The sequence below is a fragment of the Syntrophomonas wolfei subsp. methylbutyratica genome (assembly GCF_001570625.1).
In the GTDB taxonomy this organism is placed as follows: Bacteria; Bacillota; Syntrophomonadia; order Syntrophomonadales; family Syntrophomonadaceae; genus Syntrophomonas; species Syntrophomonas methylbutyratica.
The window spans coordinates 51,219-67,636 of record NZ_BBQT01000013.1 but is presented as its reverse complement, the minus strand read 5'-3'; the positions used below and the strand labels follow the sequence as shown (position 1 = coordinate 67,636).

Annotated in this window: 14 protein-coding genes; 5 read left to right on the top strand and 9 right to left on the bottom strand. The window is 46.0% G+C overall.

Annotated elements, in window-relative coordinates; all coding sequences use genetic code 11:
• Positions 1–31 precede the first annotated feature (31 nt).
• From tatA to AWB54_RS10160, 7 genes are all read right to left on the bottom strand, one after another.
• Complete coding sequence (gene tatA / locus AWB54_RS10190) at positions 32–214, bottom strand: twin-arginine translocase TatA/TatE family subunit (RefSeq protein ID WP_061214498.1); 183 nt, start codon at positions 212–214, stop codon at positions 32–34.
• 173 nt (positions 215–387) lie between these two features.
• On the bottom strand, positions 388–1,239 hold the full coding sequence (tatC, locus tag AWB54_RS10185; protein WP_061214497.1) for a twin-arginine translocase subunit TatC: 852 nt from the start codon (positions 1,237–1,239) through the stop codon (positions 388–390).
• Positions 1,240–1,256: 17 nt separating this feature from the next.
• The gene (locus AWB54_RS10180) at positions 1,257–2,225 is read right to left on the bottom strand and encodes a polyprenyl synthetase family protein (RefSeq protein WP_061214496.1); all 969 of its coding nucleotides are present in this window, start codon (positions 2,223–2,225) and stop codon (positions 1,257–1,259) included.
• Positions 2,226–2,331: 106 nt separating this feature from the next.
• Positions 2,332–2,931 (bottom strand): UbiX family flavin prenyltransferase, encoded by a 600-nt coding sequence (locus AWB54_RS10175; protein ID WP_061214495.1) that lies wholly within the window; start codon positions 2,929–2,931, stop codon positions 2,332–2,334.
• Between the two features lie 335 nt (positions 2,932–3,266).
• Positions 3,267–4,115, bottom strand: a complete 849-nt coding sequence (locus AWB54_RS10170) for a UbiA-like polyprenyltransferase (RefSeq protein WP_082736153.1) — start codon at positions 4,113–4,115, stop codon at positions 3,267–3,269.
• On the bottom strand, positions 4,108–5,556 hold the full coding sequence (locus AWB54_RS10165) for a menaquinone biosynthesis decarboxylase (protein ID WP_061214494.1): 1,449 nt from the start codon (positions 5,554–5,556) through the stop codon (positions 4,108–4,110). Before AWB54_RS10165 ends, AWB54_RS10170 begins: the two co-directional genes overlap by 8 nt.
• A 132-nt stretch (positions 5,557–5,688) precedes the next feature.
• The gene (locus tag AWB54_RS10160; RefSeq protein ID WP_061214493.1) at positions 5,689–6,447 is read right to left on the bottom strand and encodes a polyprenyl synthetase family protein; all 759 of its coding nucleotides are present in this window, start codon (positions 6,445–6,447) and stop codon (positions 5,689–5,691) included.
• Positions 6,448–6,886: 439 nt separating this feature from the next.
• Between AWB54_RS10160 and AWB54_RS10155 the strand changes: the two genes are divergently transcribed.
• A complete protein-coding gene (locus AWB54_RS10155; RefSeq protein ID WP_061214492.1) occupies positions 6,887–8,095 on the top strand; it encodes a thiolase family protein in 1,209 nt (402 codons plus the stop codon).
• Positions 8,096–8,599: 504 nt separating this feature from the next.
• Here the strand turns inward: AWB54_RS10155 and speD are convergent.
• Positions 8,600–8,980 (bottom strand): adenosylmethionine decarboxylase, encoded by a 381-nt coding sequence (speD, locus tag AWB54_RS10150; RefSeq protein WP_061214491.1) that lies wholly within the window; start codon positions 8,978–8,980, stop codon positions 8,600–8,602.
• 332 nt (positions 8,981–9,312) lie between these two features.
• On the opposite strand from speD, the gene AWB54_RS10145 reads away from it, so the two are divergent.
• Positions 9,313–13,755 (top strand): hypothetical protein, encoded by a 4,443-nt coding sequence (locus tag AWB54_RS10145; protein WP_061214490.1) that lies wholly within the window; start codon positions 9,313–9,315, stop codon positions 13,753–13,755.
• Positions 13,756–13,940: 185 nt separating this feature from the next.
• A complete protein-coding gene (gene trpS, locus AWB54_RS10140) occupies positions 13,941–14,942 on the top strand; it encodes a tryptophan--tRNA ligase (RefSeq protein ID WP_061214489.1) in 1,002 nt (333 codons plus the stop codon).
• Positions 14,943–14,988: 46 nt separating this feature from the next.
• Here the strand turns inward: trpS and AWB54_RS15945 are convergent, their stop codons facing one another.
• Complete coding sequence (locus AWB54_RS15945; protein ID WP_160328943.1) at positions 14,989–15,144, bottom strand: hypothetical protein; 156 nt, start codon at positions 15,142–15,144, stop codon at positions 14,989–14,991.
• Positions 15,145–15,302: 158 nt separating this feature from the next.
• Between AWB54_RS15945 and AWB54_RS10135 the strand changes: the two genes are divergently transcribed.
• Complete coding sequence (locus tag AWB54_RS10135) at positions 15,303–15,737, top strand: hypothetical protein (protein ID WP_061214488.1); 435 nt, start codon at positions 15,303–15,305, stop codon at positions 15,735–15,737.
• 135 nt (positions 15,738–15,872) lie between these two features.
• On the top strand, positions 15,873–16,412 hold the full coding sequence (rbr, locus tag AWB54_RS10130; protein WP_061214487.1) for a rubrerythrin: 540 nt from the start codon (positions 15,873–15,875) through the stop codon (positions 16,410–16,412).
• The last annotated feature ends 6 nt before the right edge of the window (positions 16,413–16,418 follow it).

Sequence of the window (16,418 nt, the reverse complement as noted above, 5' to 3'; positions counted from 1 at the left end):
ATTATTAAAAAGAGGTCTGAAATCAGACCCCTTATTTATCCTTTTTCTCTTCCAGTTCTTCGAAATCCTCTTCTTTGGCTTTTCTGAAGTTCTGTAAGGCACTTCCCAGTGATTTGCCTACTTGAGGCAATTTCCCCGGTCCTACAACTATCAAAACAATAACCAGTATCAAAAGCAATTCCCATGGTCCGAAGTTTCCAATTAAGCCGAACAAAGTGCTCCCTCCTTTGTCTCTTTACTGTTTACTATTTTTTCTGATATCTTTTCTGGAGAAATTGTGTATCTTTACAGGTGAAAAAATGCCTGTCCCTTCTCCATGCTTAGTGCTATTATGACAAAAAGCATTTCCTTTGTAAAGCAGAACAAAATCCCATAACAACGCCATATCTAGCTTTCATCTACTGTAGCTTGCTCCTCGCCTTCTTTCTCCTCTTCAGGCTTTCTGGGCTTTTCTTCCCTTTCTGGTTCTGGCTCTCGGGGTTCTCCACTCTCTTCCTCTTCGGGCTTTTTCCTCGGTTTGGCCATTTTGGCCACGATTATGCTTACTTCATATAAGAAGTAAACGGGTCCGGCCATCAGCATTTGGGATATGGGATCCGGTCCGGGGGTTAGGGCGGCGGCAATTACTACTATGGCTAAAAGGGCATACTTTCTGTTTTTGCTTAAAGTTTCGGCTTTGATAATCCCGAACTTGGCCAGGAAAAATACTACCACCGGCAGCTCAAAGACCAGACCGAAGGGAATGGTAAAGGCGGTTACAAAGGAAACATAGCGTTCCACGGTAAACATGTTTTCCAGACTGGGTCCCTGCATATAAATAAAGAACTTTAGAACCAGGGGAAGTATGCCAAAATAGGAAAAAAGAATCCCGGTGGAAAAGAGCAGAACGCTTACCGGAAGCAATATATAAACATATTTTCTCTCTCCGGGATAGAGGGCGGGCTTGAAAAAACGCCAGATAGCCCAGGCTACTATCGGAAAAGCCAGGGCAAAACCCGCGTAAAAGGCTAGTTTAAGCTTTATAAAAAATGCTTCGGTTACACCGATTACTACCAGACCTTCGCCTAAACCAGACAAGGGGGAAATAATTACGGACAGTATTTCTTCGTTATAGTAAAAACAAAAGACTGCCGCTGCTATAATAGCAATAATGCTTATTATCAAGGACTTGCGCAGCTCTTCCAGGTGCTCTATTAAGGTTTGTTTTTCTTCAGGGGTTAAATCCTTTAGTAACGCCACAATTTCGCCTCTACTTCCTAAAACTCACGTGCGAGAATAAAATCAGCGATATTATAAAGATTCTTTTTCACCGGCAGTTCGGGCAGGAAGGCCAGTTGTTTTTGGGCTTTGCGCGCGAAATGCCGGGTTATATAATAAGAATAGTCTATGCCATCGGTATCGATAATAATATCAATAATCTTTTCGGTTTCATTCCGGCAGGCTTCGGGTGAAGCCAGCAGCTGAGCCAGTTCTTCCCGCCTGTGACTATGTCTTAGAGCATAGAGGGCGGGCAGGGTAATTACCCCCTGCTTGATATCGCTTCCCGTGGGTTTGCCCAGAACCTGTTCATCCGCGATAATATCGAGGATATCATCAGTAACCTGAAAGGCCATTCCCAGGTAATAACCATAATTCCTCAAAGCCCTGACTTCTTGCTCCGGAGCATGGGCTATCATGGCTCCCAGCTGACAGCTGACAGAAATCAACAAGGCCGTCTTCCTTTCAATTCTGCGCAGGTAATTCTTAAGCCCCAGCTTGACATTATAGCAGCTCATCATCTGAATTATTTCGCCTTCACATATCTTCATACTGGCTTCGGCCAATACATCTACCACATCGCTGCGCTCGTAAGCAGCAATTAAAGACAGCGCCCGGGCAAAGATAAAATCCCCGGCGTATATGGAAACCCGGTTTCCCCAAGCGCTTTTCACGGTTTCTGTTCCTCTCCGGGTTTGGGAATTGTCGATAACATCATCATGAACCAGACTGGCCATGTGTATGAGCTCCAGTCCCACTGCCAGGGGAATTACTTCCGCTAAATCATCCATATAAAAATGAGCCGACAACAAGGCGAAAGCGGGGCGGAGTCTCTTGCCTCCAGCCTTAATCAAGTGTACCGCCGATTCATTAAGTAACTCTATGCGGCTATCCAGCTTTTTGCTTAGCTCCCGCTCCAGCAGTTCCATTTCAGTAGATATGGGGTTAAAAAAATTGAAATTTGCCATATCATTCCTCTTTTTAGCACAATCGTTTTTATTATATAATTTAAGCTTAAATTTTCCAACTTATTTTTAAAAAGTGAGGCGTGAGGGGTCTCACTTGTCAACTTAATCACTTTTTAATCTGCCCAGCATAGCGCTGAAATAAATCATGGGGGATATGCATGGCGTCCAGTACCTTTCCAACTACGAATGATACCATGTCTTCTATAGTCCGTGGTTGATGATAAAAAGCCGGCATTGCGGGGATAATGCTAACCCCCATTTCCGACAGGGTCAACATGTTTCTCAGGTGGATGGAATTTAGGGGTGTTTCCCGCGGCACTAAGAACAACGGCCTTCTTTCTTTTAACATAACATCGGCGGCTCTTTCCAGAAGAGTGCGGGAAGTTCCCTGGGCGATGGCGGAAATACTGGCCATAGTACAGGGTATCACTACCATGCTGTCACAGATAAAGGAACCACTGGCCGGAGCTGCGGCAATGTCTGCATTATCATAAAAGGATATGTTTCCCGGAGGAAGATAGCGCTGCAAGCTAAGAGGCAGGGAATCCTGACAATCCCAACCCAATTCCTGCTCCATAACAATACGGGCGGCATCGCTGGTAATTAAATGAATTTCGCTATTATCTTGCTTCAGCAGCTCTTCGAGCAGGCGCAGGGCATAAACCGCACCGCTGGCACCGGTCAAAGCTACAATATATCTCGGCACAAAATCCTCTCCCAAAATTATAGTGAGGAGTGAAGGGTAAGGTTACTGCTGCTACATTTTACTATATATCATGCATCATGCAATTCGCCTTTACTCTCACTCACTTTTCATAAGTAGTTGTGGCCCCCTGGCCATGGGTGGTTAGTCGGATAATTGAACAGCCCAATGGGACAAGGGACCTGTCCCCATGTCCCAAGAGGTTTTTTCTATGTGGCAGGCAAAAGAACCGTCCCTATGCCTGCCCATGCGGCAGGCAACAGAACCGTCCCCTTGCCTGCCTTCCCGTGGCAGGTCCGTCTTCCGTCCTCTGCCCTCCGTCTTTAGATTGGCCTCGTCTAAAGGAAAATATCCAGTAAGGCCATAATAAATACAATCAAGCCTACATAATGATTTATTTTAAAAGAAGCAAAATTAACCCGGCTCAGGTCACCGGGTTTTACAATCCCATGTTCATAAAACAAAATAATCGCTACAAAAGCTACCCCAGAATAATAGAATAAACCAAGATTAAGAATTAATCCATTCAATAATAGAAGAACTATTGTGAAAATGTGAAATATGGCGGAAAAAAGCAGAGCTCCCTTTATGCCGAAGCGGGCCGGAATGGAATACAAAGCATGATCCCGGTCAAATTCGATATCCTGACAGGCGTACATGCTGTCAAAACCTGCAATCCAGCAGGCTACAGCCATCCCCAGAATAACCGGCTGCCAATCCGGGGTTCCAGTTATGGCAAACCAGGCCCCAACGGGACCCAGGCCTATGGCCATCCCCAGCAAGAGGTGGCAGCACCAGGTAAAGCGCTTGGTATAGGAATACAACCACAGGGCCAGAACTGCCAGCGGCGAAAGTTTTAAGCAAAGGGGATTCAAACGAGAGGCAGAATAAAAGAGCAGGATGAAAAAAAAGAATACCAAAAACCAGACCAGGGAAAGGGGCAGACGCCCGGCTGCCAGGGTCCAGTCGGAAGTTCGGGGATTGGCCCGATCAATGTGACGGTCAATAAGACGATTAAGGCATAAAGCCGCAGTGCGGGCACTTACCATGGCTAAGGTAATCCACCCTAACTGGGACCAGCTAGGCATGCCCTGAGCTGCCAGAAATGCTCCCAGGTAAGCAAAAGGTAAGGCAAAAAGGCTGTGGCCAAAGTCAACCATATTTAGAAATTCGCGGATCTTATTCAAAGCCGTATTCACTCCATCTTCTGCTTACCATTTCCTTTATTTCCGGGCTCATAATGATATCTTTCGGCCATTCCCGGGTATGTCCTTCGCTCATCCATTTTTTGGTAGCATCAATGCCCATTTTAGAACCTATCAGGGGAAGGGGAGCCGAGTGATCCAGTACATCCAAAGGCCCTTCTACTATCATGGTATCTCTCCTGGGGTCAACATTGTTGAAAACCTTCCACATAACCTCGGAGACATTCTGCACATTTACATCTTCATCTACTACGATTATAAACTTGGCAAACATCATTTGTCCCATCCCCCACAAGGAACTCATTATTTTACGCGCGTGTCCGGGGAAGGATTTTTTGATAGACAGCAGAACACAGTTGTGGAATACTCCTTCCATGGGAAGATGCATATCGACAACTTCGGGCAATTGCAGCTTTAAAAGAGGCAGGAAAATGCGCTCGGTGGCCAGAGCCATGTAGCAGTCTTCCTGGGGTGGTTTGCCTACGATGGTGGTGGGGTAGACGGGGTTCTTTTTATGGGTGATGCATTTTACATGAAAAACCGGGTATTCATCAGCCAGGGAATAATAGCCGGTGTGATCACCAAAAGGGCCTTCTATCCGGCGCTCGTAAGGGTCAACATATCCTTCGATTACAATTTCGGCATCAGCCGGCACTTCCAGGTCTACGGTCTTGCATTTCACCAGCTCTACCGGTTTCTTGCGAATAAATCCGGCAAAAATAAGTTCGTCAATATCCTTGGGCAGGGGTGCGGTTCCGGCATAGGTGATGGCGGGATCGCCGCCCAGAGCTACCGCTACTTCGGTGGCCTGCCCTCTTTGACAGTTTTTACGGTAGTTTTCGGCTCCGTCATGATGGGTGTGCCAGTGCATTCCGGTGCTCTGTCCGTCATAAACCTGCAAACGGTACATGCCTACATTGCGCTTTCCGCTTTCGGGGTCTTTGGTATATACTTGGGGTAAGGTGATAAAACGTCCGGCATCCTCAGGCCAGCATTTGAGTACGGGAAGCTTATCCAATGACGGATTCAAGTCTACTGCTTCCTGGCAGGCTCCATTTTTTACCACGCGAGGCAAAAAAGAGGACAATTGCGCCAGTTTGGGCAATACCTTGACCTTGTCCAGCAATGACTGGGGAACGCTGTCGGCTATCTCCAACAAGCCCATAATTTCAGCGGCCAGATCATCTAATTTATCTACCTGCAGGCTCAGGGCCATTCTCTTCTCACTGCCAAAAGCATTAATGAGAACCGGCATATCCGAGCCTTTTGCCTTTTCAAATAATAGGGCGGGTCCATAGTTTTTGCTTACCCTATCGGTAATTTCGGTAATTTCCAGTTCGGGGTCAACTTCAACTGTAATTCGTTTAAGTTCCCCTGCACTTTCCAATACCTGGATAAATTCCTGCAAGTCTTTATAGGCCATAGTTAAACCTCCCTATTATTTACTTACACGCTTACACGGGGGTGGGGGTTACGCGAGGGACGGTCCTTTGGTCAAACCCAATGACCAAAAGACCGTCCCCGTATCACCTGCTCCTGTCACCTCTTGACTCATTTATACCACTGCAACCTTATCTATGTTGCATAGAAGCGAATGTACTTCATTAATAACTGCTTCCAAATTGCTATTTACCATGCGCTGGTACTGATTAAGTATTTTATAATTCCTTTCGGCTTCATGTATATAAAGCAGCACTTCCTCGCGTGATATATCGCAGTTCATTAATTCTATCGACATCCCCAGGTTTAGGCCCAATTGCCGACAATTTTCCAGCAGGATTCCCTTCATTCCAGATAACTGTCCGGCTGTCTCGAAAGCCGTGGCATACATGGAACCCCGGGTTTTCTGCAAAACTTCCTTATGATCAGCCTGTAGTTTCCGTTCCATCACGCGACCTTCATTTATTTCCGCCATCATGACAGCAAAAAGGCCTACCAGTTTGTCCGCCCCGGCCTCAACTAAAAGCTTGAGCATGCGCCCAAACATATAATCCCCTATTAAAATAGCAAACTGCAAATCCTGGTCGTATTTTTGTCCTTCTTTATCATCTTTTACCAGGAAATGAATGCTGTTGGCGAGATAAAGGGTTTTAAATATATTGGTCATGGAAATAGAAATACTTCTATCCAGACCCAGGTATCTATATACTATATAAACCAGGGGAGGCAGTTGATTCCAGGTAAAGTCTTCGTTAAGCATTTTAATATAGTTATAAACATCATCCCACCAGGGTAAAAGATTCTCTTTAAAGACCTTGTCTACATCTATAAGTTCAGTTCTAAGTTCCCTGGTAAAACTATATTTGATTCCCATTCTGTCCTCCTCAACAGCGGCAAGCTTGCCTGTACTTAGTACATTATACAGGATTGGAGAGATTCTTGCCCTGAAAATTTTTGTTTATTTTTATTTTTTGACGAAAGGGGATTTTGATGCCCCTGGCAAAAGATACATGGAAAATGAAAATTTTATTTTTTACTAGCAGGTATTTTGTTTTTTTCGCAGAAAGACATTTATAGAACCTTTATGTAGTTTTTTAATCTTTCTAACTACACTAATTAACCCGCTTTTTTACTTAGTTTTTTTTAAGAGGAGGTGAGCTGGACTTTTAGTAAAAGTTAATTCGGTTCTGACTTAGATAAAAAATTGGCAGAAATCAGCGATATAAATAGAAAATGTTCTGGTTCATGTCATGGTCAGACCGGGAAAAATCCGTTGTTTAAAGAAAGAAAAAATTTAAGGGGGAATACAAACAATGGCAGAGATTAATGAAGTAGTAGTAGTTGGTATGGCTAGAACTCCAATCGGAAGATATTTGGGTGGCCTGGCAAGCGTAAGGGCTAATGACCTGGCAATAATCGCCGCTAATGCAGCAATTGAAAGAGCTGGCGTCGATCCTGGGATTATCGATGAAATCGTAGGAGCCACTTGCCTGCATGCCGGCAATGGCTCCCTTCCGCCCCGTATTATTGGTATGAAAGTGGGACTGCCGGTTAGAAGCGGCTCCTGTATGGTAAGCCAGAACTGTGCTTCTGGTATGCGCGCCACGGAAATTGCCTGCCAGAACATTATGCTGGGCAAAACCGATATATCCCTGGTAACCGCAGTGGAAAGCATGTCCAATATCCCTTACCTGCTGCAACAGGCCCGCTCTGGTTACAGAATGGGCGATGGCAAAGTGCAGGATGCCATGCTGTCTGATGGTCTGGTATGTCAGCTGGCTGGAGGACACATGGGAATGACTGCGGAAAATATTGCCGAAAAATACGGTATCACTCGGGAAGAATGCGACGCCCTGGCTCTGACCAGCCACCAGAATGCTGTAAAAGCTGTTGACGAAGGTATATTTGATCGGGAAATCGTACCAGTAGTAATAAAGAGCAAGAAAGGCGACAAGGTTATTTCCAAGGACGAGCATCCCATTAGAGGAGCCAGCCTGGAAACCATGGCCAAGTTGCCCCCGGCGTTTAAAAAAGGCGGAGTAGTAACTGCGGCCAATGCTTCCGGTATCAATGACTGCGCAGCTGCTGCAGTATTTATGTCCAAAAAGAAATGCGAAGAGCTGGGACTGAAGCCCTTGATGAAACTGGCTGGCATCTGCAGCGAAGGTGTCGATGCCAAAGTTATGGGACTGGGTCCGGCTGTAGCCATGCCCAAGGTTTTGAAACAAGCGGGCTGGAAATATGAAGATGTAGAATACTGGGAAGTAAACGAAGCCTTTGCCGCTCAGGTTCTGGGCGTAGTGCGCATGCTTAAAGAAGAAGCCGGCATTGAGCTGGACTTCAGCAAGACCAACCACAATGGTTCCGGAATCGGACTGGGCCATCCCGTTGGAGCTACTGGTCTGCGCATAATTGTCAGCATGTACTATGAGCTGGAGAGACTGGGCCTCACCAAGGGCGGTGCTTCCCTTTGTGTTGGCGGCGGCTCCGCTATGGCTTCCCTCTGGACCAGAGATATATAAGTTTAGTTATTACGTTACGGGGCAGCGGCATCGCCGCTGCCCCTTTTATTGGTGACACAAGGGGACAGTTCTTTTGTGTTATCCCCACGTATCTCCCCTTCCCATGACATAAAAGAACTCCCTTATGCCTCGTTTTCCCACAGAACCGTCCGAGACTGCTGAAAAAGTGCTCTTTTGCGTGTCATTCTGAGCGATAGCGAAGAATCTCGTTAGCTAAAGTCCCAATATTACGGACTTCCAAAAGAGATCCTTCGTCGCCTGCAGCTCCTCAGGATGATATTTATGATACTTTTTCAGTGGTCTCGAACCGTCCTCTTGCCTCGCAGCAGTTGTGCCCACAGGGCGTTACGCACGGGTAACACCTGCGGTGTGTCTCGCGGCTTATGGGGAATAGCGGGAGTCAGAAAATAAAATCAGGCCCTGCTTTATTTTTTCAGCAAGGCCTGCTAATTATAAACCCAAGTCTTTTTTAAGTTACTTCGGTCTACTAAAATAGTATCCCTCCTACATATTTGCCACCAGGCGTTCCTCCGGCTGCTCCATCAACCCCCGTTTTACTTCCGATGCCTTCATATCACCGGCACTAAACATTTCCGCCACATAGTTGCAGGCATCCCAAGGGTCAACTCTATCTCCGCAAGTAAATACATCTAGTGCTGCATATCCTAATTCGGGCCAGGTGTGAATCGCCAGGTGAGATTCCGAAATTACAACTACTCCACTCACTCCCTGCGGACTAAACTTGTGAAATACGAATTCTCTAATTTCGGCGCCAGCCTCTAAAGCAGCGTTGACCATGATATCCTCAACTTTCTTGATATCATTCAACACTTCAAATCGACATCCGTATATTTCAGCCAATACGTGACGCCCCAAAGACTGCAATAATGTCTCCTCCCTTCAGTTTTTATTTAAAAATCCCAGACCTCCTTCCTTAACTTAAAACGTACATGTAGAATTTTAGCATATTTCTGCTCCATGTCAATAAAACCGGGAAGTTTTTTTTGGCTGCTTTAAGGCCGGTAAATCCTGGCTTAGCCAATAATAATTTCTATGCAAAAAGCATTCCTTAGAGAAGTGAGGAGTTAGGGGTAAGGGGTCTTCCTCCATTTTCCGTCCTCCGTCTTCCGCCTTCCGTTATTATATGTTTGTTTTTCTGGGGAGGAATAAATAGCTTTGTATAGAATTTCATAAGCTAGCGATTAGGAGGATCAGATATGAGATTTCGCGTTGTTGTTCTGTTTTTATTTCTATTAGTATTTTTTTACCCTAATGCCAATGATCTTGCTCTGGCTGCTGAAAAGCAGGAAAAGAAGGCGGTCATTCTGGTAATGGATTATATTGATGTTGCCGATCTTTGCCAGGCCGATACCCCCAACTTGCACCGCCTGGTGGCCAAAAGTGCTACTGCTCTTATCAATATCAGAACGAAGAGCCGGCTGCCCTCCAGTTCATACCTTTCCCTGGCCAGCGGTAACCGGGTAGGCAGCATCTCCAATGCTGAATTCTCTTTTAATGGTGATGAAGAAGTCAGAGAACTGCCCAATATTTTTATTGATAGGGATTCCCCTCCTTCGGCAGGAAAACTTTATCAGCTCTTTACCGGTTTACCCGCGCCTCCGGAGGGCCTGGTTAATCTATATATAGAACCCCTGAAAAAATATGCCGGCAAGCATAATCCTTCTTTTACCCCCGGGCAATTAGCTGCTTTAGCGGAAGACTGCGGCCTTAAAACTGCCGCCCTGGGCAATGCAGATACTATAAATTCGGTGGATCGAAATATAGTACTCCTGGCCATGAATGAAGCCGGGCAGGTTGATGAAGGTGACGTCAGCGCAAATCTCCTGGAAAAAGATAAGCTGAGCCTGGCCGGAGTCCGCAGCCGGCAACAAATCCTTCTTGATAAAATTGACGACTCTTTGAAAAAAGCCGATATAATATTTGTTGATTTGGGTGATAGCAGCCGGGTGGAAAAAAGCCGGACAAACTGTGCTGATGAAGTGCTGGTCCGACATCGTAAGCACGCCATAGAAAGTAATGATGAACTATTGGGTCGGTTGCTGCCCAGGCTGGACTTGCAAAAAACTATGCTGGTCATTCTGGTGCCCAATCCCCACAAGGATATGGTTCTGGCAGGTAATTTCGGTTTAACAGCGTTTATTATGTATCAGCCCGGGAAGGAGGCAGGTCTTTTAACTTCTTCTACTACCCGGCGCAGCGGTCTGGTTAATAGTTCTGACTTTTTGCCCAGTATCCTGGCTTTTTTTAATCCTGAGAGCATCTATCAGAACAGCAGCATGAAAGTTGTTCCGGCGACGGATAACAGCCTGGAGAAACTGGAGCGGGATCTGGGCTTTTTCGTACGATTGAGGGCGGCTAGATCTCCCCTGCATTATAGTTTTATTGCCCTGGCTTTTCTCAGCATTATTGGAGTGGCTTGCCTGGCCTGTAATATAAGAACTAAATGGAAGTCTTTTTGGCTCTTTTTGTTTTATACCAGCCTCAGTATGCCTCTGGTTTTTATGTTTTTAAGCTATTCTTCCTATCCTTCGATAAGCTGGAGTATTATTATAGCATTGGCGGCTTCGATGCTCCTGGCCCTCCTTCTCCAGCTCATTTTCAGGGCTTCGGCTAATGCCTTCCTTTTTCTTACGGCGGCAGTGGCTTTATTGACCCTGGCGGACGGCCTCCGGGGTTCTCCGCTGATGCTCTTGTCTCCTCTGGGTTCTGATGCTATAGCAGGAGGAAGGTTTTATGGCATAGGTAATGATTACATGGGAATATTAATCGCCTCTTCCGTTATTGCCCTGAGCCTGCTCGTGGCCAAATTGAGATTGAGCAGCAGAGGCAGGATGCTAATCGCGCTGCCCTCTTTGTTGTTGCTGTCTTTTGCCATAGGTCATCCTGCATATGGCGCCAATGTGGGCGGGCTTATCACCGCTCTGGTTACCACCGGTGTACTGGTGATATATTTGCTGGAACAACGATTGCACTTTAAACAACTGCTGATTATCGGGGTATTGGCGGTGCTGGGGGTATTGCTTACGGCTTTCCTGGACAATTGGCTTAATCCCAATCCTTCCCATGCCGGAAAAACCATTAAACTTCTGATTAGCAATGACCCCGGCATCTTCCTTTCCATAATCCGCACTAAACTGGGCATTCTGGGCAGCACCATCTATCATTCCGCCTGGAGTATTGTTTTACTGCTGGGTATTATTGTGCTGGCCTGTATCTGGCGCAAAAAGCCACTTCAGGCTTTGAAAGAAGCAAAACCCGAGGTGCTGCCGATTAGCAATACCCTCCTTATTGCTGCGGCAACTGTTTTCCTGGTCAATGATACCGGAGTAATTGCGGCAGCACTTATCTTCCTTTACCTCCTATCCTACCTGGGAATATTGCTGGCTGAGGGAGGGGACACCGGGGGAGGGTTCTTTTGTATGCCAAGGAGCAGCGAAACTTCTCCCTCTGTTCCTAAAAAGATAATAATAGGGGGATTGCTGTTGGTTTGTGTTTTCGGCTGTGCCAAACCCGTGCAGGCTGCGGAGACGGAAAGGAAGCCGGAACCCAGGCAAGTTATCATCTACATGATTGATAAATTGAGTATAAATGATTTGAGTCCCCAAACTACTCCCTATCTCTGGAAATTGCAAGAGCAAGGGGGAATTGGCCTGCTGAACACGATTACCGGTGGGGAGCGTACCAGCATAAACGGCTGCTGTACTATATCGGCGGGAAAACTGGCGGTGGGCAGCAGCAATGCTCATTTAAACTATGAAGCCGGAGAAGTCCTGGAGGGAGAACCGGCGGCGGATATTTTCGCCCGCAATACCGGCATTGTTCCTGAAAAAGATAATATTTTGATTAGCAGCATTAATGTCATTGAGAAAAACAATAGCCAGAGAAACCTGGGGCAGGCAGGTAGACTGGGAGACAGTATTCATGCTCTGGGTTTAAAGACTGCGGTTATCGGGAATTCTGACCGCCCGGGCTATCCCAACCGCTCGGGTTGCCTGCTATTAATGGATTCCCGGGGTATAGTTGACAGCGGTGCCATTGGCCCCCAAATGTGCCGCCCGGGCGGCTTTAATGAAAGCCTGCTTCCCTTGCAAAGTGATTATGATAAAATGCGTGGGCAATTCTCTATTCTCCGAGATAATAATGATGTAATCCTGCTGGAGTTCGGTGACCTGTCGCGCTTGGAATCCATGTATTCTTCCTTTTCCCTGGCTCGCTACCGGGAGGAGCGTAAAAATATCCTGCAGCGTATCGATGGCAGTATCAGACAAATCCAGGAGGAACTGCTTCCCGGGGATAATTTCATTTATATTATAAGCCCCAGTCCGTCCAGGAACTCTTACATCCCCAGCGCTTTATTGACCCCCGTAATAATAATCAAGCCCGGTTTTGAGGGGACTCTTACCAGCTATTCCACTCGACGTACGGGAATAGTGTTGACCACCAGCCTGCAGAATTCCATCCTTAACTGTCTGAATCCGGAGAGAAAAGAGAACATTTTTGCTACAGCTGCCAATGATAGTTTCCAGCAGCTTAAAAAGCTGAATCACCGGGAAGTCTTTAATTATGTATATCAGGCCATTATTTTATCCTCATTCATCGCTTTGATCCTGCTCTTATTGCTGCTGGCCTGCTGGCTCTCGCTTCGTTCCCCGGATAACCCCTTGCGGCTTCCTATTCTGGGCTTCATTCTATGCCTTCCCTGGTCTATGCTGTTAGTCGGCCTGTTTACCTTCACCCGGCCTCTGTATTTTTTTTTGCTCTTGCTCTTATTAAACCTCTTTTTAACTATTGCCGGCTTCTTATTGGCTCGAATCTTGAGATTAAACCCCCTGTTTTTAATTATTTCCGCCACTATTATAACCATTGCCTGGGATCTGATGAGCAAGGGCAGCTTGATAGCCAATTCAGTCATGAGCTACCGGGTTATCAGCGGTGCGCGCTATTACGGTCTGGGTAATGAATATATGGGGGTACTTATAGGAGCTACTATTGTCCTGGCTACATTAATACTCAGCAAATCATTCACTTCCAAAAACCGCCTGTTCTCTGCTCTTATTTTCGCCGCCATCATTTTCCTGATAGCCTATCCCTTGTTCGGTATTAATGTGGGAGGAGCCATTACTGCCAGTATTGGCCTGGGTTACAGTTACCTGGCTTTAAGCCGGGGCTATATCAGGATTAGCTGGAAAAAGATAGTGTTCATTCTGGTTCTGACAGCTCTGCTCTTGCTGCTTATGGCCCTCATTGACCTGAGGCAGCCGCTGGAAGTGCAATCTCACCTGGGGCATAGCATTGCGCTCATTATGAACGGGGGTTGGGTAGAGATTATAAATATCATTAGCCGTAAAGTGCAAATGCAACTCAGGGTAATCAGCTACGGGGGTTGGGGATGGATTCTCCTGGCCGGCATGCTGCTGGTCAGTTTTTTGCTTTTCCGGCCCCGCCGCCGGATAAAGGCCTACAGTGAAAGACAACCGCTGATACTTCAGGGACTGCGGGGAATACTGCTTTCATCCATGGTGGCAATTCTCTTTAATGACTCGGGGATCACCTCGGCGGCCAGCATGTCTCTTTACTTCGCTGTTCTTTTCATCTATTCCCTGGGCCTGGAACCGGCCCGGAGCGAGAAGCAGGCTTGAACTAACGATGGTTTCAAAATATAATGGTATTTTAGGGACTTAAAAATGTAAAGAGGTGGGGTGTCAAGGGGACGGTCCTTTTATCACCGCAACCCCTTACCCCTTACTCCACTTTTCGTACTAACTTACTTTTCAGTGGAAAAAACATTATTATGTTAATTTATTATAGTAGGGAGATAATGCGGATGAATAATAATAAGAAGAAAAGAATACTGACTGGAGATAGGCCTACCGGCAGCCTGCACCTGGGGCATTATGTGGGGAGTTTGGCCAACCGGGTTAAACTGCAGGATGAATATGACAGCTATATTATTATAGCGGATGTACAGGCCTTAACCACCCATTGGGAAAAGGACGAGAACCTGAGCCGCGATGTTTTTCAAATTGCTACCGATTACCTGGCGGCAGGAATTAAACCCGAGATATCAACCATTTTTATTCAGAGTATGATTCCGGAGATACATGAATTAACCATGTATTACTCCATGTTTACCACAGTTAATGTGTTGCGCCACAACCCTACAATAAAAACGGAAGCGGCGCAGCACGGCCTCAGCGATATGCCCTATGGTTTCCTGGGTTATCCGGTTAGCCAGGCAGCAGATATAACTATTTTCAAGGCGGATCTGGTACCGGTAGGCGAAGACCAGATTCCTCATATTGAATTAAGCCGCAAGATAGTACGGCGTTTTAATGAACTCTATGAACCGGTTCTGGTTGAGCCGCAGGTTCTGGTAGGAGATGTTCCTCGCCTGATAGGGCTGGATGGGAAGGACAAGATGAGCAAGAGTCTTAATAACGCTATTTTCCTGGCCGACAGTGCTGACGAGGTGAAGCAGAAGGTATGGGATGCTGTTACTGACCCGGCCCGGATTAGAAAGACCGACCTGGGACATCCGGAAGTATGTACGGTCTATGCCTATCACCAGGTTTTTAACAAGGCGGAAATTGAGGAAGTGGAAGCTGACTGCCGCCAGGGCAGGATTGGTTGTGTGCAGTGCAAGAAAAAACTCACTGCTAAACTCAATGAATTACTGGAGCCCATGCGGGAAAGAAGACAATCTTATCTTGAGCAACCTGAGCTGGTCAAGGATATCCTGCAGGAAGGAACCAGAAGAGCTCATGCTGTAGCCAAAGAGACTATGCTTGATGTCCGCTCCGCTATGAAAATTAACTACTTCGGGTAGTCAGACGGGACAAGGGGACCGGTCCCTTGTCCCCTTTTGTCCGCATTTAGCAACCCCGATAAAATAGACCAACTACAAGCATAAATAGCAGAATAGCGATTCCTATTAAATTATTCTTTAGCCTGGTCTGTTCAATCTTCTTTAATTCCTCAGGGTCATCAATACGAACCCTCTTTTTTTTAGTATCTCTATTTTCAGGCATTATGGCCCCCCTTTCACTATATTCTCTTATTCCTCGTAAACAACAATAAAATAGTGCTTTTCCGGGTATAACTAAGCTATATTTTTGATTTTAACGCTTGTGAAGATATTAATAAACCGGTAAAATCCTATTAAAGCAAGATAAGGAGTGATGGCTATTTGAAAGAAACAGTTAAATTCGGGCTGGATTTTATTAAACTTGAGAATCACTATCTCTTACCTCGTGTAACCTCTATCGTTCTAACCCAAAGCCTTTACGATATCTTGTTCCAATATGTGATTACTCCGGAAAAGGAAGAACGACTTAAGGAATTTATTGCTCTTCTGGAAGAACACATAAAGAGCAAATCCAAGACTCCATTCTCCATCCCGGCAGTAGAAATGGAATTTATCGGTGAAGGCCTGCAGGAGTTGAAACTGCTTAATTGGATGGAAGTTCCCGTTGCAGAATTCAGCATCAGGCTGGATGAAGGTGCAGAAGATTCCCCGGAGGAAATGGAACAGGTTCTGGAACTCCTGGAGGAAATGCTGACCTTTAAACGTAAGGGAAACAGCAACTCCATATATGTTTATCCTGACAAAATTGTAACTTAAAAAAGTGAGAGGAGTAAGGGGTGAGGGGGGCTATTTCCTGACGTTTTACCCACAGCTGCGGCTACTTTACTCACTTTATCGCTGTTTGTATCCCCAAGGAGTGGAAACTACAATTGAAAAAGGAGGAATAAAAATATGGATTTAAAAGGATCTAAGACTGAACAAAACCTGTGGGCAGCTTTTGCGGGTGAATCCCAGGCCAGGAACAAGTATAGCTTCTTTGCCAGTCAAGCTGATAAAGAGGGCTTTAAGCAGATTGCTGCCATCTTTCTGGAAACTGCTGATAATGAGAAGGAACATGCCAAACGCCTGTTTAAATTCTTAATGGGAGGAGCAGTTCCAGCTACAGCCGAAAACCTCTTGGCATCGGCTGAAGGCGAAAACGAAGAACATACCAGCATGTATCCTGAATTTGAAAAAGTCGCCCGGGAAGAAGGCTTTAACGAAATCGCCGATATATTCAAAGAAATCGCCGAAGTAGAAGAGGAACACGAAAAACGCTACCGGAAATTGCTGGAGAATGTGAAAAATAATACGGTGTTTAAGAAAGATAAGCCGGTTAAATGGAGATGCCGTAACTGCGGTTATGTACATGAAGGTACGGAGGCCCCGGAGGAATGCCCGGCCTGTGCCCATCCACAGAGCTATTATGAGGTAATGGCCGAAAATTATTAAACAATA

Bases quoted from the DNA above. Each gene is read 5' to 3' on its own strand.
- AWB54_RS10180 (WP_061214496.1), bottom strand. From the start codon at position 2,225: ATGGCAAATTTCAATTTTTTTAACCCCATATCTACTGAAATGGAACTG.
- AWB54_RS10165 (WP_061214494.1), bottom strand. From the start codon at position 5,556: ATGGCCTATAAAGACTTGCAGGAATTTATCCAGGTATTGGAAAGTGCA.
- AWB54_RS10160 (WP_061214493.1), bottom strand. From the start codon at position 6,447: ATGGGAATCAAATATAGTTTTACCAGGGAACTTAGAACTGAACTTATA.
- AWB54_RS10155 (WP_061214492.1), top strand. From the start codon at position 6,887: ATGGCAGAGATTAATGAAGTAGTAGTAGTTGGTATGGCTAGAACTCCA.
- AWB54_RS10145 (WP_061214490.1), top strand. From the start codon at position 9,313: ATGAGATTTCGCGTTGTTGTTCTGTTTTTATTTCTATTAGTATTTTTT.
- trpS (WP_061214489.1), top strand. From the start codon at position 13,941: ATGAATAATAATAAGAAGAAAAGAATACTGACTGGAGATAGGCCTACC.
- AWB54_RS15945 (WP_160328943.1), bottom strand. From the start codon at position 15,144: ATGCCTGAAAATAGAGATACTAAAAAAAAGAGGGTTCGTATTGATGAC.
- rbr (WP_061214487.1), top strand. From the start codon at position 15,873: ATGGATTTAAAAGGATCTAAGACTGAACAAAACCTGTGGGCAGCTTTT.